Below are 21,359 nucleotides of genomic sequence, written 5' to 3' on the forward strand. Positions count from 1 at the left end.
GCATCCGCCGATCGGATGCCGCGCGCCGCCCTCGTTGGTGACTCAGCCCTCGTCGGTGCAGGCGTTGCCGGCCTCGGACGCAGCCTCCTGGATGGCGGTCTGGTGTTCGGCGACCGCGTCGGCGTCGGCCTCGGCCTCGGGATCGCTCGGCAGGGTCGACGCGAACTCGGCCGCCTCGTCGAGCTTCTCGCTGAGCGCATTGAGCGCGTCTGACGCGGCGTCTCCGGCCTCCTCGGCCAGCGCGACGACGCGCTCGCTGTACTCCTCGAGCGTCGCCTGCACGTCGCTCGGGTCGCCGCCCGCGGCGAGCGTGTTCTGCGCGCCGTTCGAGATGTCGCGCACGTCAGACTTGATCGTGTCGCAGGCGTCGCCGGCGGTTCCACCACCGCCGTCACCTGCGCCACCGGCAGCGCACCCGGCGAGCAGCAGAGCAGCCGCGAAGACGAGCGCGGCAGACTTCGTGATTCGTTCCATGGAATATCCCCTTGATTCTCGGTGTCCCCCAGCCTAGCGAGCACCCCCTGACACGCGTCCGGCCGATCGTGCCCGACAGTGGCACACTTCGCGCACGCGATCAAGGCCCTGCCCGAGTGCGCCCACCCGCTCGTATGCTCACGAGATGAGCACCGAAGACGAGACGGCCGCGCCGCGCAACCCCGAATCGAAGCCCGGCGAGCCGGCGCCGCTGAGCGACACCGAGCAGACCCGCAAGGACGTCAGCTACAGCCCGGGCAGTGAGGCTGAGACCGCGGCGAAGCAGGCCGATCCGCTGCCCGACGGCGTCGACGATGACATCGACGCGTCGCGCATCCGCGCGGTACCCGGCACGGGCGGTCCCGATGACGCGGGAGACGTCGACCTCGACCCGGAGGATGTCGAGCGCTGAACATGACGGCCGAGGCGACCGAGGGCCGACGGGAACGCCCACATGAGAGCGCCACGGCGACGCCTCGGCGCCGCGCCGCGGTGATCTACAACCCGGTGAAGGTCGACGCCGACGAGTTGCGCGCGGCCGTCGCGGCCGAGCCGGGCGCAGCCGGCTGGGCGGAGACGATGTGGTTCGCGACCTCGGAGGAGGACCCGGGCACCGGGCAGGCGAAGGAGGCGGTCGAACAGGGCGCCGACGTCGTGATCGCGGCCGGCGGCGACGGCACGATCCGGGCGGTCGCGCAGGTGCTCGCCGGCACCTCGGCGTCGCTCGCGCTGCTGCCGTCGGGAACGGGAAACCTCCTGGCACGCAACCTCGACCTCACCCTCGACGACATGGCGCACTCGATCGGGGTCGCCTTCGGCGGCGCCGACCGTCGGATCGACCTCGCGTGGGCCGAGATCCGGCGCGAGGGCGGCGGCATCGAACGCGAGGCCTTCCTCGTGATGGCGGGACTCGGTCTCGACGCGAAGATGCTGTCGCAGACCGACGAGGACCTGAAGGCGAGGGTCGGTTGGCTCGCCTACGTCGACGCGGCCCGCAAGGCACTGCGCGACAAGAACCGGCTGCGCATGCGGTACCGGTTCGACGGGCGTTCGACCCGCACGGTCTCGGCGCATACGCTCATCGTCGGCAACTGCGGATCGCTGCCCGCGAACATCCTGCTCCTGCCGACCGCCGCGATCGACGACGGCCGGTTCGAGGCCGTGTTCCTACGACCCGAGAGCGTCTGGGGCTGGATCCAGATCTTCGTGAAGATCATCTGGGAGAACGGCGTGCTGCGCCGCACCAAACTGGGCCGGCAGATGATGAGCCCCGACGTCGACGCGCTGCGCTATGTCAAGGGTCGACGGCTCGAGGTCGTGCTCAGCCGCCCCGAGGAACTCGAACTCGACGGCGACAGCTTCGGCGTCACCCGGGCGTTCCGCATGTGGATCGACGCCGGCGGCCTCACGGTGCGCGTGCCGGTCGCCGAGGCGGAGCCGAGTGCCGAGTGAGAGTGCTCAAGCCGATGCGAGCTCCAGCGGATGTACGCGACCGAGGTCGAGGCGTTGGCGAGCGACCCACAAGTCGTGCGCGTCTTGCATCGCCAGCCAGCTCTCCGCACTGCGCCCGAGTGCCTTCGACAGCCGCAGCGCCATCTCGGGGGTCAGTCGGCTCGCGCCGCTGAGCACGCGACTCAGCGTCGACGCGGCGACGTCCAGCTGCGCGGCGAGGGCTCGCCCACTCACCCCGAACGGCTCCAAGTAGACCTCGGAGATGAACTCCCCCGGGTGCGGCGGGTTGTGCATCGGCTTCAGCTCGTCCATCAGTGGTAGTCCTCGTAATCAAGGACGTAGGCGTTCCTTCTCGGAACTCGAACGTCACCCTCGAGCGTAGCGCGGTGCGCATCACGCAACGCAGCAGACGGTACAGGTCGCACTGGGGGCGCCGACCCAGTGCCGAACTCCTGAACCACGAGGCATCCGCCCTTCGGACACGGCAGATGTCGCCGGGCGAGGCAACCCCCTGTCGCGACGAATCGCGGCGACGTACTCTGCAGGAGAAGTCACCCCGGACCCTGGTCGGCTCGATCGTCACCGAAGTACGACGCGGGACTGGAGATGGCCATGGGGTACCTGCAGAGCGTGTCGGAGCAGGGGGTCATCCGCCGCACCCGGCCGCGAGCGCCCGATCGGCCGCACGCGAGCGATTTCACCGAGCTGGCGGCGCGCGTCCGCCAAGCCGGGCTGATGAGGCGGCGCTACGGGTACTACTGGACCAAGCTCGTGCTGCTGCCCCTGGCGTTCGTCGCGGCGTGCATCGTCTTCGTCTGGATCGGGGACACCTGGTGGCAACTCGTCACCGCGGTGGCGTTCGGGGTGCTGCTCACGCAGATCGCCTTCCTCGGCCACGATGCCGCGCACCGGCAGATCTTCGTCTCGGGGAAGATGAGTGACTGGACCTGCCTCATCATCGGCGACCTGTTCATCGGCATGAGCTACGGCTGGTGGCGGCACAAGCACACCCGGCACCATGCGAATCCGAACAAGGAGGGCGTCGATCCCGACCTCGACCTCCCCGTCATCTCGTTCACGGTGGAACAGGCGAATCGTCGTCGCAATCCTGTCAGCGGCTGGCTCGTCAGACATCAAGGGATCTTCTTCTACCCGATCCTGCTGCTGGAGGGCGTATCGCTGCACGCCTCGAGCGTCGTCCGAGTGCTGTCGCGGCAACCCGTCGAGCGCCGGCTGGTCGAGATCTGCCTGCTGTCCGTCCGCCTCGCCGGGTTCGTGATGCTCGTCTTCCTCGTGCTCTCCCCGGGTGTCGCGGCCGGCTTCCTCGCCGTGCAGCTCGGCGTGTTCGGGCTCTACATGGGGGTGTCCTTCGCACCGAACCACAAGGGGATGCCGGTCGTGCCCGCGGCTGTGAAGCTCGACTTCCTTCGACGCCAGGTCATGATGAGCCGTAACATCCGGGGAAACCGCTTCGTCGACACCATGATGGGCGGACTCAACTACCAGATCGAGCACCACCTGTTCCCGTCGATGCCCAGGCCGTATCTCAGGCGTGCGGCGCCGCTCGTGCGGGCGTACTGTCGCGAGGTCGACGTGCCCTACACCCAGGTCGGGCTCTTCCGTTCATACGCCATCGTGCTGCGCCACATCAACCGCGTGGGCCTCGGCGAGCGGGATCCGTTCGACTGCCCGATCGTCGCGCAACGACGCAGCCTGTAGCAGCGGGGGGCAACAGCCTCGAGAGCGGAGACGAGGGGATTTGAACCCCTGGTCCCCTTACGGGGACTCCACCTTAGCAGGGTGGTGCACTCGGCCGGACTATGCGACGTCTCCTCGCGGATGCTTGCGCACACGCGACTGTCATCATAACCCGCACACCCCTCGGATGACGATTCGAGCAAGCGAGCGGATGCCGCTACTGGTCGTCGAGGGTACGGCCGGCCGAGCAGCGGGTCTCTGCCGCGGTCTGGCCGCTCACGTCGCTGGGCAGCGCTTCGACCGTGGGCGCCGGTGCGGGCGCGGCATCCGTCGGTGTGCCCTCAGCGGGAACCTCCTCGGCGGGAACCTCCTCAGCGGGCGGAGCCGCGTTCGGGTCGCCCGCCGATGCGAAGTCCGACTCCTGTGCCTCGGTGTTGAATGTCACGGGCAGATCGTTCTGGAGCGCCGTGCGCACGTACTCCGCCGAGTCGGTCGGCGCGACCGCGCCGCCTTCGACGTACGCGGTCGGGTACTGGATGAAGGCGATCTTGGCGAGATCGGTGTCTTTCAGGGCCTTCGCGATGGAGATCATGCGCGTCGGGTCCATGAGGCTGTCCGAGAGCTGCATGTTGGCGAGTGCGGCCTTCGCGATCGAGTAGAGCTTCACCGGATCGGCGAGCGTGCCGTTCGACTGCAGCGTGCGAGCGAGCGACGAGAGGAAGACCTGCTGGTTCGAGATGCGCGCGAGGTCGCTGCCGTCGCCGACGCCGTGGCGCGTGCGGAGGAACTGCAGCGCGTCGATGCCCGCGAGCGTGTGGTTGCCCGCCGGGAGGAAGGTGTTGGTGTACTCGTCTTCGATGGGCTCGGCGACGCAGACCTCGACGCCGCCGACCGCCTCGGAGAGCCCGGCGACGCCCATGAACTGCACGATGCCGGCGAACGGGATGGTGACGCCCACGAGCTCCTCGACGGTCTTCACGACGCAGCCGAGGCCGCCGTGGGCGAGCACGGTGTTGATCTTCACGTCGTACTGCTCGGAGAGCGGGTCGCCCTCGGGGTCCGCGGGATCTGTGCACTCGGGAACGTTGACGAGCATGTCGCGGGGGAAGCTCACGACCGAGGCGTTCGAGTGGTCCTGCGAGATGTGCATGAGCATCGTGACGTCGTTGAGGACCGCGGTCTCCTCTTCGGGGTCGCCGAAGCCCATGCCCTGGCCCTGGCGGCTGTCGCTGCCGACCACGAGCAGGTTCACGCCGCCCTCCATGGCACCGACGTCGGGCACGCCCTCGAGCACCGCCTCGTTGCCGAGCGTCACGGTGGGCTTCGCGGTGCTCGCGAGGTCCCATGCCGCGTACGCAGCGACCGCGGACCCTGAGATGAGGGCGACGGCAACGACGGATGCCGCGACCTTCGCGATCGTCTTCCACGCTCCGTGAGGCTTCAGCTGGCCGTGGCGTGCGATGGACGGGGCCTTCGCGGCGCGTCGCGAGGTGTGACGAAGCTCCTGATTCAACGAGGTCCTCTCGAGTCTGGGTCGGTCGTCAGGTACGCGCGGAGGGCGTGGGATTCGAACCCACGAGGCATTGCTGCCCACTGGTTTTCAAGACCAGCTCCATCGGCCGCTCGGACAGCCCTCCCGGCCCGCGCGGCGACATCCGGAGGTCATCGTCAAGCGGGCAGGCCCCGATTCTAGCGGAAGCGCGCTTCGACGAGCCTCTCAGCACACCCTGAGAGGGTGCTGAAGCATCAGCCCTCATTGGCGCTGGAGCAGCGCACCTCCGCTGCCGTCTGGCCGGTCACATCGCCGGGGAGGGCCTCGGCGGTCGGCGCGTCGGGACCGGGCGCGGCGGAGGGGTCGACGGGCGTGGCGGAGGGATCGACGGGGGCGGGCGTCGCGGGCGCCGGCGTCCCGGGCTCCGGTGGCGCGTTCGGGTCGGTCACCGTGCCGAAGTCGGCTCCGGATGTCGCGTTCGGGTCGATCACCACCGGGCGGTCGGCCTGGAGCGCCGCGTTCACGAACGCCGCCGACTCCGACGGGACGACCGCGCCGAACCCATCGGTGTAGGCCGTCGGATACTGCACGAACGCGATCTTCGAGAGATCGACGTCCTGCAGCGTGCGCGCGATCGACATGAGCTGCGCCGGGTCCTGCATCTTATTCGACAGGGTCATGTTCGACAGCACGGCCTTCGCGATCGAGTAGAGCTTCACCGGGTCGCCGAGCGTGCCCGAACTCTGCATGGTGCGCATGAGCGAGGCGAGGAACGTCTGCTGGTTCGAGATGCGCCCGAGGTCGCTGCCGTCGCCCACACCATGACGGGTGCGGAGGAACTGCAGCGCTTCCATGCCCGAAAGGGTATGTATCCCCGCATCGAGGTAGGTGCCGGTGTAATCGTCGCTGATCGGCTCGGCGACGCAGACCTCGACGCCGCCGACCGCCGACGACAGCGCGGCCACTCCGTAGAACTCGACGATGCCGCCGACGGGGATGCCGACCCCCGTCAGCTCCTCCACGGTCGACGCCACGCAGCCGAGGCCACCCCATGCCAGCACCTCGTTGATCTTCGCCTCCGACAGTGCCGGCAACGGCTCCCCCTCGGGGTCCTCGGGATTCGGGCACTCGGGCACCGACACGATGAGATCGCGCGGGAAGCTCACGACCTCGACGTGCGAGTGGTCCTGTGAGATGTGCAACAGCATCGTGACGTCGTTCAGCGTCGCCGACTCCACGTCGGGGTCGCCGAACGCGCCGTCCTCGGGGCGCTTGTCGCTGCCGACGAGCAAGAAGTTCAGGCCGCCCTCCATCGCGCCGATGTCGGGCACGCCCTCGAGCATCTTCTCGCTCTCGAGCTGCACCGGCGGCTTCACCGACGCGAACAGGTCGACGGCGGCGTAGGCGACGATGGCGGCAGCGCTCACGGCGAGGACGGCGATGACGGATGCGGCGGTCTTCGCGGTGGTGCGCAGGGCGCCGTGCCGCGGCATCCGACCGTGCCTCGGCGGCAGGGCGAACTCGACCCGGGACTGCTGCGTCGTGCGATCGCTCATCGCGCGTCCCCTCCCGACGCGCTGATCATATCCGGCCCACCTGAGTCGGTGAAGGACGCGCGGGATGCGAATCAGAGCAGCGAGTGTCCCGGCCGCCTACGGATCACGGCAGCGAGTCGAGCACCGCTGCGAGCCCGGCGTGATGGATGTCGCCGGCGACCTCGTCGGCGGCGGCGCGCACCTCCTCGGGCGCCTGTCCCATCGCCACCGCGCGCCCAGAAGCGCCCGCCCACGTGAACATCTCGATGTCGTTGCGCCCGTCGCCGACGGCTATCACCCGGTCGAGCGGCACGTCGAGCCATCCGCGAACGCGCTCGAGCGCCGTCGCCTTGCTGACGCCCTCGGGGGCGATGTCGAGCCAGGCGGTCCAGCCGATCGCATAGCTCACCTTGTGGAGGCCCATGTCCTCGACGATCTGCAGGAACTCCTCGAGCTCGTGGTCGGGCGAGACCACCACGACGCGCGTCGCACGCTGGTGCAACAGCTCCTCGAAGGTCACCTCGCGCGCGTTGTCGAGGTTCCAGTCGGTCATGCCCGCGGTGTAGAGACGGTGGCCGTCGGGTGCTTCGACCATGAACCGGCCGCTCGGCAGGTGGCTGCGGATGCGCTCGAGCACCGCGCTCGGGTCGAAGGTCTCGACGTGCACCCTGGCGTAGCCGCCGGATGCCCCGTCGTCGCGCTTCATGGTGATCGCGCCGTTGGCGCACACCACGTACTCGGGGCTGAGCCCGAGGCGCTCGAGCACGAGAGCCGTCGTGGCCCACGAGCGCCCCGTGGCGAGGGTGACTTCGTGGCCGCGGTCGCGCGCCCGCGCGATCGCGTCGGCGACGTGCTCGTCGATCGACTCGTCTTCGTGCAGGATCGTGCCGTCGACGTCGAGCGCGACGAGCCAGGGCGCGTCGACGGCGAGGGCCTGGGACATCCGCTCGCTCATCGTGCGACGGGCGCGAGCACCTCGAGGCCGCCGAGGTAGCCGCGCAGCGGTTCGGGCACCACGACCGAGCCGTCGGCCCGCTGGTGCGTCTCGAGGAGAGCGACGATCCAGCGGGTCGTCGCGAGCGTGCCGTTGAGCGTCGCGACGGGCGTGGTCTTGCCACTGGAGGTGCGGAGGCGGATGTCGAGGCGGCGCGCCTGGAAGGTCGTGCAGTTCGACGTGGACGTGAGCTCGCGATACGCCTCCTGCGTGGGCACCCACGCCTCGATGTCGTACTTGCGCGCGGCGCTGGAGCCGAGGTCGCCGGCCGCGGTGTCGATGACCCGATAGGAGAGGCCGAGGTCTTGGAGCATCGCCTCCTGCCAGCCGAGCAGGCGCTCATGCTCGGCTTCGGCGTCGGCAGGGTCGACGTAGCTGAACATCTCGAGCTTGTTGAACTGGTGCACCCGGATGATGCCCCGCGTGTCCTTGCCGTGGCTGCCCGCCTCACGGCGATAGCACGTCGACCACCCCGCGTACCGCAGGGGGCCGTTCGACAGGTCGAGGATCTCGTCGGCGTGGTACCCGGCGAGCGCGACCTCACTGGTGCCGGTGAGGTAGAGGTCGTCGTCGGCGAGGTGGTAGACCTCCTCGGAGTGGGCGCCGAGGAACCCGGTGCCCTGCATGATCTCGGGGCGCACCAGCGTCGGCGTGATGAGCGGCGTGAACCCCGCGGCGAGCGCGCGGTCGAGCCCCATCGTCATGAGCGCGAGTTCGAGCCGGGCGCCGACGCCCTTCAGGTAGTGGAAGCGCGCCCCCGAGACCTTCGCGCCGCGCTGCATGTCGATGGCGTCGAGCAGCTCGCCGAGCTCGAGGTGATCGCGCGGCTCGAACCCGAACGCGGGGATCTCGCCGACCTCGCGGAGCACCACGTAGTCGTCTTCACCGCCGCCCGGGACGCCGTCGATGACGACGTTGCCGATGCGCTTCACGGCGTCGGTGAACGCGCCTTCGGCGTCGTTCGCGGCCTGGTTCGCCGCCTTGACGCTCGCGGCGAGCTGCTGCGCCTGCGCGACGAGGGCGGCCTTCTCCTCCTTGGGTGCCTGGGCGACCTGCTTTCCGAACGCGTTCTGGTCGGCGCGGAGCGACTCGAACTCGCTGATCGCACGGCGGCGCGCGGCATCCGCTTCGACCGCCTCATCGACGAACGACGCGGACTCGCCGCGCAGCTCCTGCGAATGCTTGATCAGCTCGGGGTTCTCGCGAAGCAGCACGGGGTCGATCACCCGAGCAAGTCTAGCCGGGGCCGTTCCGCTCCCTGAGCTCGTCGAAGGGAGCGGACCCAGTACGTCGAATTCCCTTCGACGAGCTCAGGGAACGTCACGGGGGGCGATCGTGCGGGCGCATGCAATACGGTTGGCACCGTGGGGGCGCGTGCGAACGACCGGGTGACGGATGCCGCCGCAGAACGCCCGAGGGCGGCGGTCATCTTCAACCCCACCAAGCGCGGCGTGAACGAGCTGCGCGTCGCCGTCGAGCGCGCGGAGGACGTGCAGGGGTTCGCGCCGTCGCTCTGGATCGAGACAGCGGCGGACGACCCGGGCAAGGGCATGGCGCTCGAGGCGCTCGAGGCGGGGGTCGACCTCGTGATCGCGGCCGGCGGAGACGGCACGGTGCGCTCGGTGGCGGCGACGCTCCGTGGCTCGGGCGTGCGGCTCGGCATCGTTCCGCTCGGCACCGGCAATCTCTTCGCGCGCAATCTCGGCATCCCGGTGAACGACCCGTTCGATGCCGTCGTGCTCGCCCTCAGCGGCGTCGACCGCGCGGTCGACGTGCTCGTCGCCGAGGCCACGCGACCCGACGGAAGCGACGAGACCCACGTGTCGCTCGTGATGAGCGGCGTCGGCATCGACGCGACGATGATCTCGACCACCAATGCCGAGCTGAAGAGACGGGTCGGCTGGCTCGCCTACGTCGACGCGGGTCTTCGTGCCATCCCCGTGTCGAAGCCGTTCCGCGTCGTGCACCGCCTGGACGGCGGACACGCCCACCGCTCGCGCGTCGCGAGCGTGCTCATCGCGAACCTGGGCTACCTGCCCGGGAACCTCGAGCTGATCCCCGACGCCGAGCTCGACGACGGGCACCTCGACGTCGTGCGCCTCCAGCCGCGCAACCTGCTCGGCTGGTTGCTGATCTGGCGCAAGGTCGCCTGGGAGAACCGCGTGCTCGCGAAGTCGGCGCTCGGCCGTCAGCTCATCGACCTCACCGGCGGCAACCGGCGGCGCGAGGTCGTCTACTCCCGGGGCCGTTCGGTCGAGCTCACGATCGAGGGCGAGGCCCAGGAGTTCGAGATCGACGGCGAGGTGTTCGGCGTGGTCACCGCGGTGCGTTTCTCGGTCGATCCCGCCGCGCTCATCGTGCGCGTCGCGCGCTGAGCCCGTCCCCGCGATCCCCCGCTGCCCGTGCACCTACCCGTCGTAAGGTCGACCTATGGGCAGAGTACGGGGACTGCTCGCCGTCATCGCGGCGACGGCGGTCGTGCTGAGCGGATGCTCGATCGACATCCCGGTCGACCCGCACGGCACGCTCGACCGGGTCCGTGACGGCAGCCTTCGAGTGGGAGTCTCCCACAACCCGCCATGGACCGACATCACAGAGGGCCGCTCGCCGTCGGGCATCGAGCCTGAGCTGATCGTGCAGTTCGCCGAGGAGCTGGACGCCGAGATCGAGTGGACGGAGGACGGCGAATCGACGCTCGCCATCGCACTGGAGCGCGGCGAGCTCGACGTTGTCATCGGCGGCCTCCTCGAGAACACCCCGTGGACCGCCCGTGCCGCCGTGACGCGGCCGTACGCCGAGACGACCGGTGACGGCGGAAGGTCCGAGAAGCACGTCATGCTCGTGCGGAAGGGAGAGAACGCCTTCCTCGTCGAGCTGGAGGAGTTCCTGGACCGCGAGGGTCGACGATGACCGTGCGATTCGGCCGGAACGAGCTTCCCGAACAGCAGGTTCGCAACCTGAAACGGGCGATCCGGTACGAGTGGTACACGATCGCGTTCCTGGCGGTCGCCATCCCCATGGTGTACCTCGTGATCGGCAACTCCCAGGCCATGAAGGCCGCCTGGATCGAGGACCTCCTGTCGCTCGCACCGCCGATCGCGTTCCTCGTCGCGGTCCGGATCGTCAACAGGCCGCCGACCGACAAGTATCCGTACGGGTTCCACCGGTCGATCGGCGTCGCCCATCTCGTCGCCGGCGTCGCACTCTTCACGATGGGCGCATTCCTGCTCGTCGACTCCGCGATCGGCCTGATCACCGTGGAACATCCGCCCATCGGTTCGATCCAGATCTTCGGAACCACCATCTGGCTGGGCTGGCTGATGATGGCGGTGATGGCCTTGACGATCCCCTTGCCGATCTACTTCGGGCGGGTGAAGATGTCGCTCGCGAAGGAGCTGCACGACAAGGTGCTGTATGCCGACGCCGACATGAACAAGGCCGACTGGATGACCGCGGTCGCCACGATCGTCGGTGTCGCGGGCATCGGCATCGGCTGGTGGTGGACGGATGCCGCGGCGGCGCTGTTCGTCGCGGCCAGCATCCTCTGGGACGGCGTGAGGAACATGCGTTCGGCCATCACCGATCTCATGGACACCCGGGCGACGACGTTCGACGACGATCACCCCCACCCGGTTACCGCCAAGATCGACGCGTACCTGCGTGGGTTGCCCTGGACCGAAGAGGTGGGTTCGCGTGTGCGAGATGAGGGCCATGTCTTCCACGTCGAGTCGTTCATCGTGCCCCGGAAGGGTCGAACTCCGCCGTTGCGGACGCTGACGGAGGCTCGCGACGGATGCATCGATCTGGACTGGAAGGTGCAGGACATCGTGCTGGTGCTCGTCGACGAGCTGCCCGAGGAGGTCGGCGGGCCGGCCGGCGACCGTCAATCGGAACGGAATCGCTGAGACCCCGCAATTCTCGAGGCGCGACGAATGCTCACTCGGGCTCGCCGCTCAGCAGAGGCGGGTCAACCGCGATCGCTCCCGAACTCCCGGCTCATCAGGAGCTGGACGTCGCGGTCGAGGTAGCCGAGCTTCTGATCGATGACCTCGAATCGCGCGTTCATCTCGGATCGCAGCGCGCCGATCTCGGCCATCAACTCGCCGCGAAGCCCGCCCAACTCCCCGCGAAGCCCGCCGATTTCACCCTTCAACTCCGCGCGAAGCCCGCCGAACTCCCCGCGAAGCCCGCCCAACTCCCCGCGAAGCCCGCCCAACTCCCCGCGAAGCCCGCCGATCTCACTCCGCACCACCCGCACGAACAACGCCGAGACCACCGTCAACATGCCGATCATGAGCGCGGAGAAGACGCCGATCAGCGTCCACACCTGCGGTTCGGTCATGTTCACCCTCCCATTGTCGATCAGGAGTCCTCAGCATGCCAGCACCAGCGCCTGGCCACGGGGCGGGCAATGCTGGAACCGACTCAGCCGCCATGCTCACGCCTGGGGAGGAGGGGTGGAGTTGCGCGTCAGCGATTTCCATCGGCGCGCGCCCCGCGCACCGAGCATGACGATGCCGACGATGGAGCCGACCGCCAGGAGGGCGAACGGCCCGGTAGCGATGGACGCAACCTGCACGAGGGCCATCGCCGCGACCTGTTCTTCGCTCGGCACGGACGCGAAGGTGACACTCGCCCCTTCGGTGCTTCGGGCGGTGAGCCAGGCGATGGCCAGGATCGAGACCACCGCCGATCCGGCGAGCGCGTACACCGCCGGAAGTCGCGGGAAGCGAGCGGCCGAGGCGTCGAGGCGTGCCGACGCGATCTGCGTCGCCCCCGCCAGCGTTGTGACGACGGCGATTCCGATCGCGCCGGCCTGCATGAGCGCTGGTGCGATGGTCCACCCCAACTGCCGGAGCACCATGTCGCCGCCGCCGACATAGGCCGCCGGATCGGAGAACACCGCCCATGCCCACCACAGGCCCGCCACGAACACTCCGGCCGTGACCATCCACCCTGCCACGAACCACAACCGCACCTGCGATACCGCTGCCGCTGCCGCTGCCTCTGCCGATTCGACGGCCTCCGGGGCCGAGGAGGACTCTTCCCTCTCCTGCGACGATGCCGGTTCGACGACCTCGCGCTCCGCAACGGGTTCGACGGGTTCGTCCGGGCCCGGCGCGGCGAGCGCCCGGCGCACGAGCTCGACGGCGTCGCCGTGCTCCTCGTGGGGGGCGGCGACATCCGTCATCGATTCCGTGCGGTCAGGTGGCGGGGTCTGTGCGGGTGGCGGCGCGAGATCGGGCTGCGCCCCGATGCTGCGTGCGGCGGGCGCCGCGGCATCCGGAACATAGCCGCGCTGGAACCGCGGATCGAATCGCGGATCGATCTCGGATGGCGCGCTCTCGGTCACTCGGGCTCGCCGCTCAGCAGGCCGCGCAGCCAGTCGCGCGCCTCGATGAAGATCTCGTCGTCGTACTTCGAGTGGTACGAGACCTCCCGGCGGTCGGCACGGGGGTACGAGCCGAGGAAGATCACGTTCGGGCTCGTTCGCCGCAGGCCGAGCAGGGCGTCGGCGACGCGTTCGTCGGCGATGTGCCCGTCGAGGTCGACGACGAAGCGGTACCGGCCGAGGGCGTCGCCGATCGGCCGCGATTCGAGCAGCGACAGGTTGACCCCGCGGGTCGAGAACTGCTCGAGCATGGCGAGCAGGGCGCCCGGCTCATCGGTGGGCAGCTCGACGACGAGGCTCGTCTTGTCGGCGCCCGTCGGCTCCGCGAGCGCGCGCGAGCGCGACACGAGCACGAAGCGGGTGACCGCGTTCGGGTTGTCGCCGATGCCCGTGGCGAGCACCTCGAGGTCGAGGTGCTCGGTGATGCCCGGAGGTGCCACCGCGGCATCCGCCTGGCTGTCTTCGAAGAGGGATGCCGCGGCCTGCACGTTGCTCGTCGCCGGGAGATGCCCGTGGTCGGGCAACTCGCGTTCGAGCCAGCCGCGCGACTGCGCATAGGCCACCGGGTGGGCGTTGACGATGCGCACGTCGGCGAGCCTCGTGCCGCGACGGGCGACGAGCACGAACTCCACGGGCACGAGGTACTCGCCGACGATGCGCAGGCCCGGCACCGTCGCGAGCGCGTCCTGCGTCGCCGAGACACCGCCCTCGACCGAGTTCTCGATCGCGATCATCGCCGCGATCGAACGGCCGCTCGTGACATCCGCGAGCGCCTCGCCCACGTTGTTCACCGAGCGCCAGTGCTTGCCGGATGCCTCGGGCACCTGCTTGAGCGCCGCCTCGGTGAACGTGCCGGCCGGGCCGAGGTACGAGTAGGTCTCGTCGGGGCGTGGCGCAGCGGCATCCGTCATGCAGGCCAGCCTAGCCAGCGGCGAGAAGGCCGAGTTGCCCGAATCTGCTCAGGATCGGGCAAGTCGTTGATCTCGTTGCTCGGTTGCCCGACGGGCACACCGCCAGCGGTTCGCCAGTACAGGAAGTTCCGGGCCGATCGTCGGCGTGTCCCGGCCCGACACGCCGCGCGCGGTCGAAGACTTCCTGCAGAACCCATCGACGGCTTCCCCGGCAAGGAGGCGCGGCCATGACCACCGACACGGGCACGGATGCCGCGGCGCGACGCCGCGCCCTGCCCACCGATGCCGAGCGACTGCTCGGCCTGCGCCGCATGAAGCGGGCGGCGGCGAGCCTGCTCGTCGTGGCGGCCGTGGTGTTCGCGGTGTCGTTCGCCCTGCAGGACTCGCTGCCGTGGCTCGGATACGTTCGCGCGGCGGCCGAAGGCGCGATGGTCGGCGCGATCGCCGACTGGTTCGCGGTGACGGCGTTGTTCCGGCATCCGCTCGGCATACCCATCCCGCACACGGCCATCATCCCGACGCGCAAGGACGAGATCGGCGCGACCCTCGGCGCATTCGTCGAGGACGAGTTCCTCTCCGACGAGGTCGTGCTCGGCAAGCTGCGCTCGATCGGCATCGCCCGGCGCCTCGGCGGCTGGCTCGCGGCGCCCGCGAACGCCGACCGGCTCACGGCCGAGGCATCCGTCGCCGGTCGCGGCATCCTCACCCTGCTCGGCGACGACGACGTCGAGGACGTCATCGAGAAGCTCGCCAGGCGCCACCTGTTCGAGCCCGAGTGGGGGCCCGCGATCGGGCGCATCGGCGCGCGGCTCGTCGCCGCCGACCAGCAGCGCGCCGCCATCGACGTCGTGCTCGAGCGGGCCGAGGACTGGCTCGCCTCGCATCCCGACGCATTCGGCAGCATGGTCTCGGGCCGGCTGCCGCGCTGGATGCCGGCGTTCGTCGACCGGTTCGTCGACGACCGCGCCCACCGCGAGGTGCTCGCGTTCGTCCGGGCGGTGCGCGACGATCCGCGGCATCCGCTCCGCGAAGCGGTCGACCGCTGGCTCGCCGAGCTCACCGACGACCTGCAGCACGACCCGGCGACGATCGCCCGCGTCGAGCAGGTGAAGTCCGACCTGCTCGACAGCCCTCGCGTGCGCGAGTTCGCCGGCGAGGCCTGGGCGAGCATCAAGGAGACCCTCGACGCGTCGCTCGCCGACCCCTCGAGCGAGCTGCGCGCGAGCCTGCGCTCGGCCGTCATGGAGGTCGGCACGCGGCTCGCGAGCGACGAGGAGCTTGCCGCGAAGATCGACGACTGGGTGACGGATGCCGCGGCCTACGTCGTGGGCAACTACCGCCACGAGATCGCCGGCGTCATCACCGAGACCGTCGAGCGGTGGGACCCGCAGGAGACGACCGAGAAGCTCGAGCTGCAGGTCGGACGCGACCTGCAGTTCATCCGCATCAACGGCACGGTGGTGGGTGCGCTCGCGGGGGTCGCGATCTTCACGATCGCGACGGGCGTGCAGGCCCTCGTCTGAGGCATGCGCCGAGGCCGCGGCCCGCAGTCCCCACCACCCGCCCGCCTCGCCGCACCCGCCCGCCTCGCCGCACCCGCCCGCCTCGCCGCACCCGCCCGCCTCGCCGAACGCGTGCAGAGCCGTCCAGTGCGCCCGGAAAACCGAACGCGCTCGGGCAGGCGCTCGCGTGAGGCATCCGCGCGCGGTTCCGGGGTGGATTCCGGCCAGTCGGACGAGGCATCCGTCGTCTGAGACATCATCCGTGATCACGGTGACCTGACGGTCCTGGATCACGCGTGCAATAGCGTGCAACACTCTCATAGCTCCTGTGTCGTCGCCCTCCGCCGGCGCTCGCTGTAGTTCCGGCTGAAGGTGGCGGAGCGTCCCGGGGATTCCACGGCACTTGTCATCGTTTCGGGGCTGCGGATTCCACACGAATGGCGGATTCCTACATTGGGCATCTCGGCTGTCACCGCGGGTGAGGCCAGTCGGAGCCCCCGTCTGTCCTTTCCCGCCGGGGGGACCCCTCAGCGCAGCTCGATAAGGCGGTTCCCGGCATCGACCAGTTCAACGATGCTGTCGATCAGCGGCTCGAACCACTCAAGCAAGGCCCGGCGCCGCGTGTTGCCTACACGAACCCACACCATCGCGGGGAAGGTGCCGCCGAGCAACAACATGTTGGAGAAGTCCTCGCCCTTTGTGACCAGCACTGCATCGTGATCGAGTGCGTAGCGCCAGAGCTCTCGATCCGGTGCGCCACCCGGGCCGATGTCGGTCACATGCTCGGCGACTGGCCGCGATCGGAGAGCATCCGGGCCAGCGCCGGAGGCAATTGCGCGTGGACGAGGAAGCGCACGGACTATGAAGCGAGCACGATCGCGTGGTCGGCCTGGGCAGCGATTCCTTGTTAGATGCCGAGGACGAGCCGGATGCCGTCGGCGATCTTGGAGAGGACGTAGTTGGGGAGGTGCCCTGTCGGGTAGGGCTCCAGAAACTCTCGGCTGACTGGACCGACCTGGGACACGACTGCGACGGAGTCCTTCCCGAGCCCCGAGGCGTCGACCGGAATCAGCACGTTGCCCGGGAAGGCTTCGAGTGCAACGTTCGAGGTCAGCGGCACCACGAGCACGGTCGTCATCTCCGTGGCGAGGAGCCAGTCCTCTTGCATGACGATGGCTGGGCGGCGCTTGGCGGGTTCGGATCCCCGGGGTGATCCGAAATCGACCCAGACGACGTCGCCGTGGGCGATCACCACTCGGTGCCCTCAAGCACGGTGCGCTCAGATTCACGGAGGAAGGGGCTGTCTGCGGAGGGCTGTCCGACGCGCGCGAGAACCGAGTTCGCCAAGGCGGTCAACTCAGTCTCACCCTCCAATTCCTCGGCGAGGCGACGACCTGCGAGGCGGTAGAACTCTGATCGGTTCATGCCGTGTCGCGCCGCCAGCCTTTCGAAGCGTTCGAAGTCGCTGTCTGGGATCGAGATCGCGGTCTTCATACGCAAAGTATAACCCGTTATACCGTCGCCGCACTCAAGGATCGTGTAGCGGCCAACGAGGCGGCACCGGCGGGCGCGGCGGCTCTTCAGACACGACCTTGGGGTGGAGCCAGAGACCCACGCGCAAGAATGGCGCCATTCACGCCGTGCGTACGATGGCAAGACAGATGGCCTCTTGCCGGAGTTCTACGAGGGCTACCTGATCGAGACCGGGTGGGGTGTGCTGTTCACCTTCTTCGCCGGACTTCCGATGCGCTTCCTGGGCGCTCGCCCGGAGTGGATCTCCGCAGCCCTGGTCAGCGCTTCTGCGGGGGTTGCGGTGCTCATCGTCGCCGTCGCGTCGGCACAGTCGGTGCAGTTGATCATTGTCGCGGCCCTCCTGCTGCCCGCCGCCGTAGTCTTGGCGCTAGCTCCGTCGACTCCGGACTGCAGGGTCGGGTCAGGTCGAGGCATCCGCTCTCCTCAAGGTGGTCAGGAACAGATCGGTCAACTGCTCGGCGACGAGCGTCTTGTCTTCGGGGCCCTCGGGCGAGTACCAGTGCGACAGGTAGTGAGCGTCGCTGAAGAAGTGGGCGATCAGCAGCGCCATCGGGATGTCAGTGCGGTACAGGCCCTCAGCCTGCCCCCGCTCGTGGTACATCGCGCCCTTGGTGACGCCGGCGGCCTCGACGATCTGCTGCACGCTGGTGTTCGCGTAGCCCTGACGGGCGAAGAGCTCGACGGCGGCGCGGGTGACGTCGTCTGCGACGTGGAATTCCCTCATGCCTTCATCTTTCACCCGAACCCGCCCCGCCCCCGTCACACGAGGGGACGGATGCCTGAGCCGCCGTCGACGGGGAGCGTCTGGCCCGTGATCCATGCGGCGTCGTCCGAGAGGAGGAACGCGACGGGCCCGGCGACGTCGGCGACCTCGCCGAGACGGCGGAGCGGATAGGCGGCGGATGCCTCTTCCTCATGCCCCCTCGTACAGCGCCCGGGCGAACGCGGTCTTGACGACGGCGGGCGCGACCGCGTTCACACGGATGCCCGGCGCCAGCTCGAACGCCGGCTGCGCCTCGAGCGAGCTGCGCGCCGGCCTCCGCTCGGCGATTCTCGAGGTGGGCACTCGGCTCGCGAACGACGCCGAGCTCGCCGCGAAGGTCGACGAGTGGGTGACGGATGCCGCGGCCTGCGTGGTGCGCAACGACCGGAGCGAGATCGCCGGCGTCATCACCGAGACCGTGGAGCGGTGGGACCCGCGCGAGACGACCGAGAAACTCGAGCTGCAGGTGGGGCGCGATGCGCAGTTCATCCGGATCAACGGCACCGTCGCGGGTGCGCTCGCGGGCGTCGCGATCTTCACGATCGCGACCGGCGTGCAGGCGCCCGTTCGCTGAGCCCGTCGAAGCGAACCCGCGGCTCCCTTCGACGCCCTCGTTCGCTGAGCCCGTCGTTCGCTGAGCCCGTCGAAGCGAACCCGCGGCTCCCTTCGACGCCCTCGTTCGCTGAGCCCGTCGAAGCGAACCCGCGGCTCCCTTCGACGCCCTCGTTCGCTGAGCCCGTCGAAGCGCACCCGCGGCTCCCTTCGACAAGCTCAGGGAGCGAGATCCCGGGCTCGATGCAAGACTGGGACGCATGCACGAGCGAGCGGGTACCCCGGCGACCGAGTCCGACCTCATCGACGTCGAGGCCCTCGTCAGGGCCTACTACGAGAAGAAACCCGATGTGACGGATGCCACGCAACGTGTGGTGTTCGGCACGTCCGGGCATCGCGGGTCGGCGTTCACGACGAGCTTCAACGAAGACCACATCCTCGCCGTCACCCAGGCGATCGTCGACTACCGCACCGCGCAGGGCATCACCGGTCCGCTGTTCATCGGCGCCGACACGCACGGCCTCAGCGCCCCCGCGCAGACGACCGCGCTCGACGTGCTCGCCGGCAACAAGGTGCGCGTGCTCGCCGACCGGTTCGACGACTACGTGCCCACGCCCGCCCTCAGCCACGCGATCCTGACGTGGAACAACGACCTGGCCCGGCGCGCCGAGGGCGAGGCCGACGGCATCGTCATCACGCCCTCGCACAACCCGCCGCAGGACGGCGGCATCAAGTACAACCCCCCGCACGGGGGCCCTGCCGACTCGGATGCCACGGGGTGGATCGCCGCGCGAGCGAACGAGCTCATCGCGGGCGGCCTCCGCGAGGTGAACCAGGCCGAGCCGAGCGGGGTCGAGACGTACGACTTCCGCGGCGAGTACGTCGACGACCTCGCGAACATCATCGACTTCGACGCGATCCGCACGAGCGGCATCCGCATCGGCGCAGACCCGCTCGGCGGGGCATCCGTGCACTACTGGGACGCGATCCGCGACCGGTACGACCTCGACCTCACGGTCGTGAACGAGCGCGTCGACCCCGCCTGGTCGTTCATGACGCTCGACTGGGACGGCAAGATCCGCATGGACCCGTCGAGCCCGTCGGCGATGGCCTCGGTGCTCGCGAACGCCTCGGGCTTCGACATCCTCACTGGCAACGATGCCGACGCCGACCGGCACGGCATCGTCACGCCCGACGGCGGCCTGATGAACCCGAACCACTACCTCGCCGTGGCGATCGAGTACCTCTTCACGCACCGGCCGAACTGGCGATCGGATGCCGCGATCGGCAAGACCCTCGTCTCGAGCTCGATGATCGACCGGGTCGCCGACTCCCTCGGCCGTCGGCTCTGGGAGGTGCCGGTCGGGTTCAAGTGGTTCGTGCCCGGGCTCGTCGACGGATCGGTCGGCTTCGGCGGCGAGGAGAGCGCCGGCGCCTCGTTCCTGCGGTTCGACGGCACGGTCTGGACGACCGACAAGGACGGCATCCTGCTCTGCCTGCTCGCGTCCGAGATCCGGGCGGTGACCGGGAAGTCGCCCTCGGAGCTCTACCGCTCGCTGGTCGAGCGGTTCGGAGATCCCGCCTACGAGCGAACGGATGCCGCGGCCACCCCCGCGCAGAAGACCGCGCTCGGCAGGCTCACGGCCGACGCGATCGCCGCGACGGAGCTCGCCGGCGAACCGATCACGGCCAAGCTCTCTCACGCGCCGGGCAACGACGCGGCGATCGGCGGGGTCAAGGTGCAGACGCAGGATGCGTGGTTCGCGGCGCGCCCGAGCGGCACCGAGGACGTGTACAAGATCTACGCGGAGTCGTTCAAGGGGCCCGACCACCTCTCGAAGGTGCAGGCCGAGGCGAAGGTCGTCGTGACCGAGGCGCTCGGCTCCGCCGGCTGAGCCCCCCGCCCCGGCACGACCTTTCGACGGCCGTACGACGCTTCGGAATGGTCGTATCTTCGCCGAGGGGTCGTATCGCCTGGGCCGGCGATGGACCGCGGGACAGCCCTGGATCCGGGGTCAGCGGATCGAGAAGTACGAGACCGAGCCGCCGCCCGTGGCGAGGGCGGTGTCGACGTCCCAGAAGTCGGCGTCCTTCGTGTGGCCGCCGACCCAGATCTTCGTGCCGTCATCGGTGCGCTCGACGCGCGTGACGACAGCGGTGTGGTCGCGGTCGCCCGACGAGTCCCAGTCGAACTGCGCGATGTCGCCGACCTTCACGAGGCCGCGCTGCGAGTCGTCGAGCGGCGTCGCCCGGTCGGGGCGCGTGTTCAAGTAGTCGCGCAGCGCGGTCGAGCTCGCCCAGCTCGGCGACATCGCGCCGGTGGCGAGGTCGAGGTTCCAGCCGTCGTCCATCGTCCAGCCGCGGGCGAGCAGCGACTGGCTGGCGAAGTTCGCGCAGTCGTAACCGGAGATGACCGGGTACACGTCCGAGTTGTACTCGCTCCAGTAGGCGAGCACGTAGCCCACTTGCGCGTCGATGCCCGGGTCGCTCGTGTAGGTGAGCGTGAGGGTGCGCGGCGCGGTGGGCGCCTTCGGCGCGGACGCGCCGGTGAGCACGCCCTCGAGCGGCTGCACGACCGACGTGCCGGCGGCGACCACGGCGGTGGGCGTCTCGGCGCCGATCGCCTGGCCCGCGGCATCCGCGAATCGCACCTCGGCGGCCGTGCCGAGCGCGTCCTCGGCGACCGCGGGAACGGCGAAGGTGACGTGCGCCGCATCGGCGGCGACGATGTCGGCGGAGGCACCGCCGACCGTGACCGAGGCGACCTCGTCGAGGCCCTCCCCGGTGACGCTGACCTGGGTGCCGCCGGTGAACGGGGCGGCGGCGACCGAGAGATCGCTGGTCACCGTCGGGGCCTCGTCGACCTCGGCAGCGGATGCCGCGATCGTGTCGGCCGCGGCGGCACTCGATGCTGCGGCGGCGCGGGCGGTCGTGGTGCTCGTGGTGTCGCGGTCGGAATCGGCGGATGCCGCGACGGCGCCGAACGCGGACACGCCCGCGATCGCGGCCGCGCAGCCGAGCGCCACCGTCTGCCGGAACGCGCTGCCCGCGGCGAGGCGGT

General features: G+C 69.5%; 23 protein-coding genes, 2 tRNA genes and 1 pseudogene. 9 read left to right on the forward strand and 17 right to left on the reverse strand.

Annotated elements, in window-relative coordinates:
* Window positions 1–42: 42 nt before the first annotated feature.
* Complete coding sequence (locus ACFWN7_RS13190; RefSeq protein WP_376939272.1) at window positions 43–474, reverse strand: hypothetical protein; 432 nt, start codon at window positions 472–474, stop codon at window positions 43–45.
* 145 nt (window positions 475–619) lie between these two features.
* Between ACFWN7_RS13190 and ACFWN7_RS13195 the strand changes: the two genes are divergently transcribed.
* Window positions 620–886 (forward strand): hypothetical protein, encoded by a 267-nt coding sequence (locus tag ACFWN7_RS13195; protein ID WP_376939273.1) that lies wholly within the window; start codon window positions 620–622, stop codon window positions 884–886.
* Window positions 887–888: 2 nt separating this feature from the next.
* Window positions 889–1,926: a diacylglycerol/lipid kinase family protein gene (locus tag ACFWN7_RS13200; protein ID WP_376939274.1), complete on the forward strand. Its 1,038-nt coding sequence runs from the start codon at window positions 889–891 to the stop codon at window positions 1,924–1,926.
* Window positions 1,927–1,932: 6 nt separating this feature from the next.
* Here ACFWN7_RS13200 and ACFWN7_RS13205 read toward each other — a convergent pair whose 3' ends face one another.
* The gene (locus ACFWN7_RS13205) at window positions 1,933–2,238 is read right to left on the reverse strand and encodes a HigA family addiction module antitoxin (protein WP_376939275.1); all 306 of its coding nucleotides are present in this window, start codon (window positions 2,236–2,238) and stop codon (window positions 1,933–1,935) included.
* 300 nt (window positions 2,239–2,538) lie between these two features.
* On the opposite strand from ACFWN7_RS13205, the gene ACFWN7_RS13210 reads away from it, so the two are divergent.
* Complete coding sequence (locus ACFWN7_RS13210) at window positions 2,539–3,645, forward strand: fatty acid desaturase family protein (protein WP_376939276.1); 1,107 nt, start codon at window positions 2,539–2,541, stop codon at window positions 3,643–3,645.
* Window positions 3,646–3,670: 25 nt separating this feature from the next.
* On the opposite strand, the gene ACFWN7_RS13215 is transcribed toward ACFWN7_RS13210, so the two are convergent.
* From ACFWN7_RS13215 to serS, 6 genes are all read right to left on the reverse strand, one after another.
* Window positions 3,671–3,759: transfer RNA gene (locus ACFWN7_RS13215), tRNA-Ser, on the reverse strand.
* Between the two features lie 82 nt (window positions 3,760–3,841).
* On the reverse strand, window positions 3,842–5,137 hold the full coding sequence (locus ACFWN7_RS13220; protein WP_376939277.1) for an LCP family protein: 1,296 nt from the start codon (window positions 5,135–5,137) through the stop codon (window positions 3,842–3,844).
* Window positions 5,138–5,176: 39 nt separating this feature from the next.
* Window positions 5,177–5,261: transfer RNA gene (locus ACFWN7_RS13225), tRNA-Ser, on the reverse strand.
* A gap of 109 nt (window positions 5,262–5,370) precedes the next feature.
* Complete coding sequence (locus tag ACFWN7_RS13230) at window positions 5,371–6,672, reverse strand: LCP family protein (protein WP_376939278.1); 1,302 nt, start codon at window positions 6,670–6,672, stop codon at window positions 5,371–5,373.
* A gap of 103 nt (window positions 6,673–6,775) precedes the next feature.
* Window positions 6,776–7,594 carry an HAD family hydrolase gene (locus tag ACFWN7_RS13235; RefSeq protein WP_376939279.1) on the reverse strand — a complete coding sequence of 273 codons (819 nt, stop codon included), beginning with the start codon at window positions 7,592–7,594 and terminating at the stop codon, window positions 6,776–6,778.
* Between the two features lie 8 nt (window positions 7,595–7,602).
* Window positions 7,603–8,871, reverse strand: a complete 1,269-nt coding sequence (gene serS, locus ACFWN7_RS13240; RefSeq protein WP_376939280.1) for a serine--tRNA ligase — start codon at window positions 8,869–8,871, stop codon at window positions 7,603–7,605.
* A 138-nt stretch (window positions 8,872–9,009) separates the two neighbouring features.
* Between serS and ACFWN7_RS13245 the strand changes: the two genes are divergently transcribed.
* Genes ACFWN7_RS13245 through ACFWN7_RS13255 form a run of 3 tightly spaced genes read left to right on the forward strand, consistent with a single transcriptional unit; the run spans window position 9,010 to window position 11,550 of the window.
* On the forward strand, window positions 9,010–10,020 hold the full coding sequence (locus tag ACFWN7_RS13245) for a diacylglycerol/lipid kinase family protein (RefSeq protein WP_376939281.1): 1,011 nt from the start codon (window positions 9,010–9,012) through the stop codon (window positions 10,018–10,020).
* Between the two features lie 55 nt (window positions 10,021–10,075).
* The gene (locus ACFWN7_RS13250) at window positions 10,076–10,555 is read left to right on the forward strand and encodes a transporter substrate-binding domain-containing protein (RefSeq protein ID WP_376939282.1); all 480 of its coding nucleotides are present in this window, start codon (window positions 10,076–10,078) and stop codon (window positions 10,553–10,555) included.
* Window positions 10,552–11,550 (forward strand): cation diffusion facilitator family transporter, encoded by a 999-nt coding sequence (locus tag ACFWN7_RS13255; protein WP_376939283.1) that lies wholly within the window; start codon window positions 10,552–10,554, stop codon window positions 11,548–11,550. Before ACFWN7_RS13250 ends, ACFWN7_RS13255 begins: the two co-directional genes overlap by 4 nt.
* Window positions 11,551–11,612: 62 nt before the next feature.
* Here ACFWN7_RS13255 and ACFWN7_RS13260 read toward each other — a convergent pair whose 3' ends face one another.
* The 3 genes from ACFWN7_RS13260 to pheA form a co-directional block, all read right to left on the reverse strand.
* Entirely contained in the window at window positions 11,613–11,987 is a 375-nt protein-coding gene (locus tag ACFWN7_RS13260; protein WP_376939284.1) for a hypothetical protein, read from the reverse strand.
* A 96-nt stretch (window positions 11,988–12,083) separates the two neighbouring features.
* Window positions 12,084–12,998, reverse strand: coding sequence for a hypothetical protein (locus ACFWN7_RS13265; RefSeq protein WP_376939285.1), 915 nt, complete (start codon window positions 12,996–12,998; stop codon window positions 12,084–12,086).
* Entirely contained in the window at window positions 12,995–13,948 is a 954-nt protein-coding gene (gene pheA / locus ACFWN7_RS13270; RefSeq protein ID WP_376939286.1) for a prephenate dehydratase, read from the reverse strand. The genes ACFWN7_RS13265 and pheA overlap by 4 nt, the downstream gene beginning before the upstream one ends.
* Window positions 13,949–14,175: 227 nt before the next feature.
* Here pheA and ACFWN7_RS13275 point away from each other — a divergent pair, with 227 nt between their 5' ends.
* Window positions 14,176–15,471 carry a DUF445 domain-containing protein gene (locus ACFWN7_RS13275; RefSeq protein WP_376939287.1) on the forward strand — a complete coding sequence of 432 codons (1,296 nt, stop codon included), beginning with the start codon at window positions 14,176–14,178 and terminating at the stop codon, window positions 15,469–15,471.
* Window positions 15,472–15,977: 506 nt separating this feature from the next.
* Here ACFWN7_RS13275 and ACFWN7_RS13280 read toward each other — a convergent pair.
* The 5 genes and pseudogenes from ACFWN7_RS13280 to ACFWN7_RS13300 all read right to left on the reverse strand — a co-directional run.
* Entirely contained in the window at window positions 15,978–16,313 is a 336-nt protein-coding gene (locus tag ACFWN7_RS13280; protein ID WP_376939370.1) for a DUF5615 family PIN-like protein, read from the reverse strand.
* Window positions 16,314–16,357: 44 nt separating this feature from the next.
* The gene (locus tag ACFWN7_RS13285; protein WP_376939288.1) at window positions 16,358–16,705 is read right to left on the reverse strand and encodes a type II toxin-antitoxin system PemK/MazF family toxin; all 348 of its coding nucleotides are present in this window, start codon (window positions 16,703–16,705) and stop codon (window positions 16,358–16,360) included.
* Window positions 16,699–16,944 (reverse strand): ribbon-helix-helix protein, CopG family, encoded by a 246-nt coding sequence (locus ACFWN7_RS13290; RefSeq protein WP_376939289.1) that lies wholly within the window; start codon window positions 16,942–16,944, stop codon window positions 16,699–16,701. Before ACFWN7_RS13290 ends, ACFWN7_RS13285 begins: the two co-directional genes overlap by 7 nt.
* 439 nt (window positions 16,945–17,383) lie before the next feature.
* Entirely contained in the window at window positions 17,384–17,707 is a 324-nt protein-coding gene (locus tag ACFWN7_RS13295; protein ID WP_376939290.1) for a TetR family transcriptional regulator, read from the reverse strand.
* A gap of 35 nt (window positions 17,708–17,742) precedes the next feature.
* Window positions 17,743–17,998 (reverse strand): annotated as a pseudogene (locus ACFWN7_RS13300) (SDR family oxidoreductase); the annotation flags it as partial.
* Between the two features lie 43 nt (window positions 17,999–18,041).
* On the opposite strand from ACFWN7_RS13300, the gene ACFWN7_RS13305 reads away from it, so the two are divergent.
* Together ACFWN7_RS13305 and pgm are read left to right on the forward strand one after the other, a co-directional pair.
* Window positions 18,042–18,320, forward strand: a complete 279-nt coding sequence (locus ACFWN7_RS13305) for a DUF445 family protein (protein WP_376939291.1) — start codon at window positions 18,042–18,044, stop codon at window positions 18,318–18,320.
* Between the two features lie 238 nt (window positions 18,321–18,558).
* A complete protein-coding gene (gene pgm / locus ACFWN7_RS13310; RefSeq protein ID WP_376939292.1) occupies window positions 18,559–20,193 on the forward strand; it encodes a phosphoglucomutase (alpha-D-glucose-1,6-bisphosphate-dependent) in 1,635 nt (544 codons plus the stop codon).
* A gap of 120 nt (window positions 20,194–20,313) precedes the next feature.
* Here pgm and ACFWN7_RS13315 read toward each other — a convergent pair whose 3' ends face one another.
* Window positions 20,314–21,324, reverse strand: coding sequence for an amidase domain-containing protein (locus ACFWN7_RS13315; RefSeq protein ID WP_376939293.1), 1,011 nt, complete (start codon window positions 21,322–21,324; stop codon window positions 20,314–20,316).
* Window positions 21,325–21,359 lie beyond the last annotated feature (35 nt).

It is taken from the genome of Agromyces sp. NPDC058484 (genome assembly GCF_042720415.1).
Classification (GTDB): domain Bacteria; phylum Actinomycetota; class Actinomycetes; order Actinomycetales; family Microbacteriaceae; genus Agromyces.

Excerpts from the sequence above, each read along its gene's own strand:
- ACFWN7_RS13190 (WP_376939272.1), bottom strand. The coding sequence starts at position 474 with ATGGAACGAATCACGAAGTCTGCCGCGCTCGTCTTCGCGGCTGCTCTG.
- ACFWN7_RS13195 (WP_376939273.1), top strand. The coding sequence starts at position 620 with ATGAGCACCGAAGACGAGACGGCCGCGCCGCGCAACCCCGAATCGAAG.
- ACFWN7_RS13200 (WP_376939274.1), top strand. The coding sequence starts at position 889 with ATGACGGCCGAGGCGACCGAGGGCCGACGGGAACGCCCACATGAGAGC.
- ACFWN7_RS13205 (WP_376939275.1), bottom strand. The coding sequence starts at position 2,238 with ATGGACGAGCTGAAGCCGATGCACAACCCGCCGCACCCGGGGGAGTTC.
- ACFWN7_RS13210 (WP_376939276.1), top strand. The coding sequence starts at position 2,539 with ATGGGGTACCTGCAGAGCGTGTCGGAGCAGGGGGTCATCCGCCGCACC.
- ACFWN7_RS13230 (WP_376939278.1), bottom strand. The coding sequence starts at position 6,672 with ATGAGCGATCGCACGACGCAGCAGTCCCGGGTCGAGTTCGCCCTGCCG.
- ACFWN7_RS13235 (WP_376939279.1), bottom strand. The coding sequence starts at position 7,594 with ATGTCCCAGGCCCTCGCCGTCGACGCGCCCTGGCTCGTCGCGCTCGAC.
- ACFWN7_RS13250 (WP_376939282.1), top strand. The coding sequence starts at position 10,076 with ATGGGCAGAGTACGGGGACTGCTCGCCGTCATCGCGGCGACGGCGGTC.
- ACFWN7_RS13255 (WP_376939283.1), top strand. The coding sequence starts at position 10,552 with ATGACCGTGCGATTCGGCCGGAACGAGCTTCCCGAACAGCAGGTTCGC.
- ACFWN7_RS13260 (WP_376939284.1), bottom strand. The coding sequence starts at position 11,987 with ATGACCGAACCGCAGGTGTGGACGCTGATCGGCGTCTTCTCCGCGCTC.
- pheA (WP_376939286.1), bottom strand. The coding sequence starts at position 13,948 with ATGACGGATGCCGCTGCGCCACGCCCCGACGAGACCTACTCGTACCTC.
- ACFWN7_RS13275 (WP_376939287.1), top strand. The coding sequence starts at position 14,176 with ATGACCACCGACACGGGCACGGATGCCGCGGCGCGACGCCGCGCCCTG.
- ACFWN7_RS13290 (WP_376939289.1), bottom strand. The coding sequence starts at position 16,944 with ATGAAGACCGCGATCTCGATCCCAGACAGCGACTTCGAACGCTTCGAA.
- ACFWN7_RS13295 (WP_376939290.1), bottom strand. The coding sequence starts at position 17,707 with ATGAGGGAATTCCACGTCGCAGACGACGTCACCCGCGCCGCCGTCGAG.
- pgm (WP_376939292.1), top strand. The coding sequence starts at position 18,559 with ATGCACGAGCGAGCGGGTACCCCGGCGACCGAGTCCGACCTCATCGAC.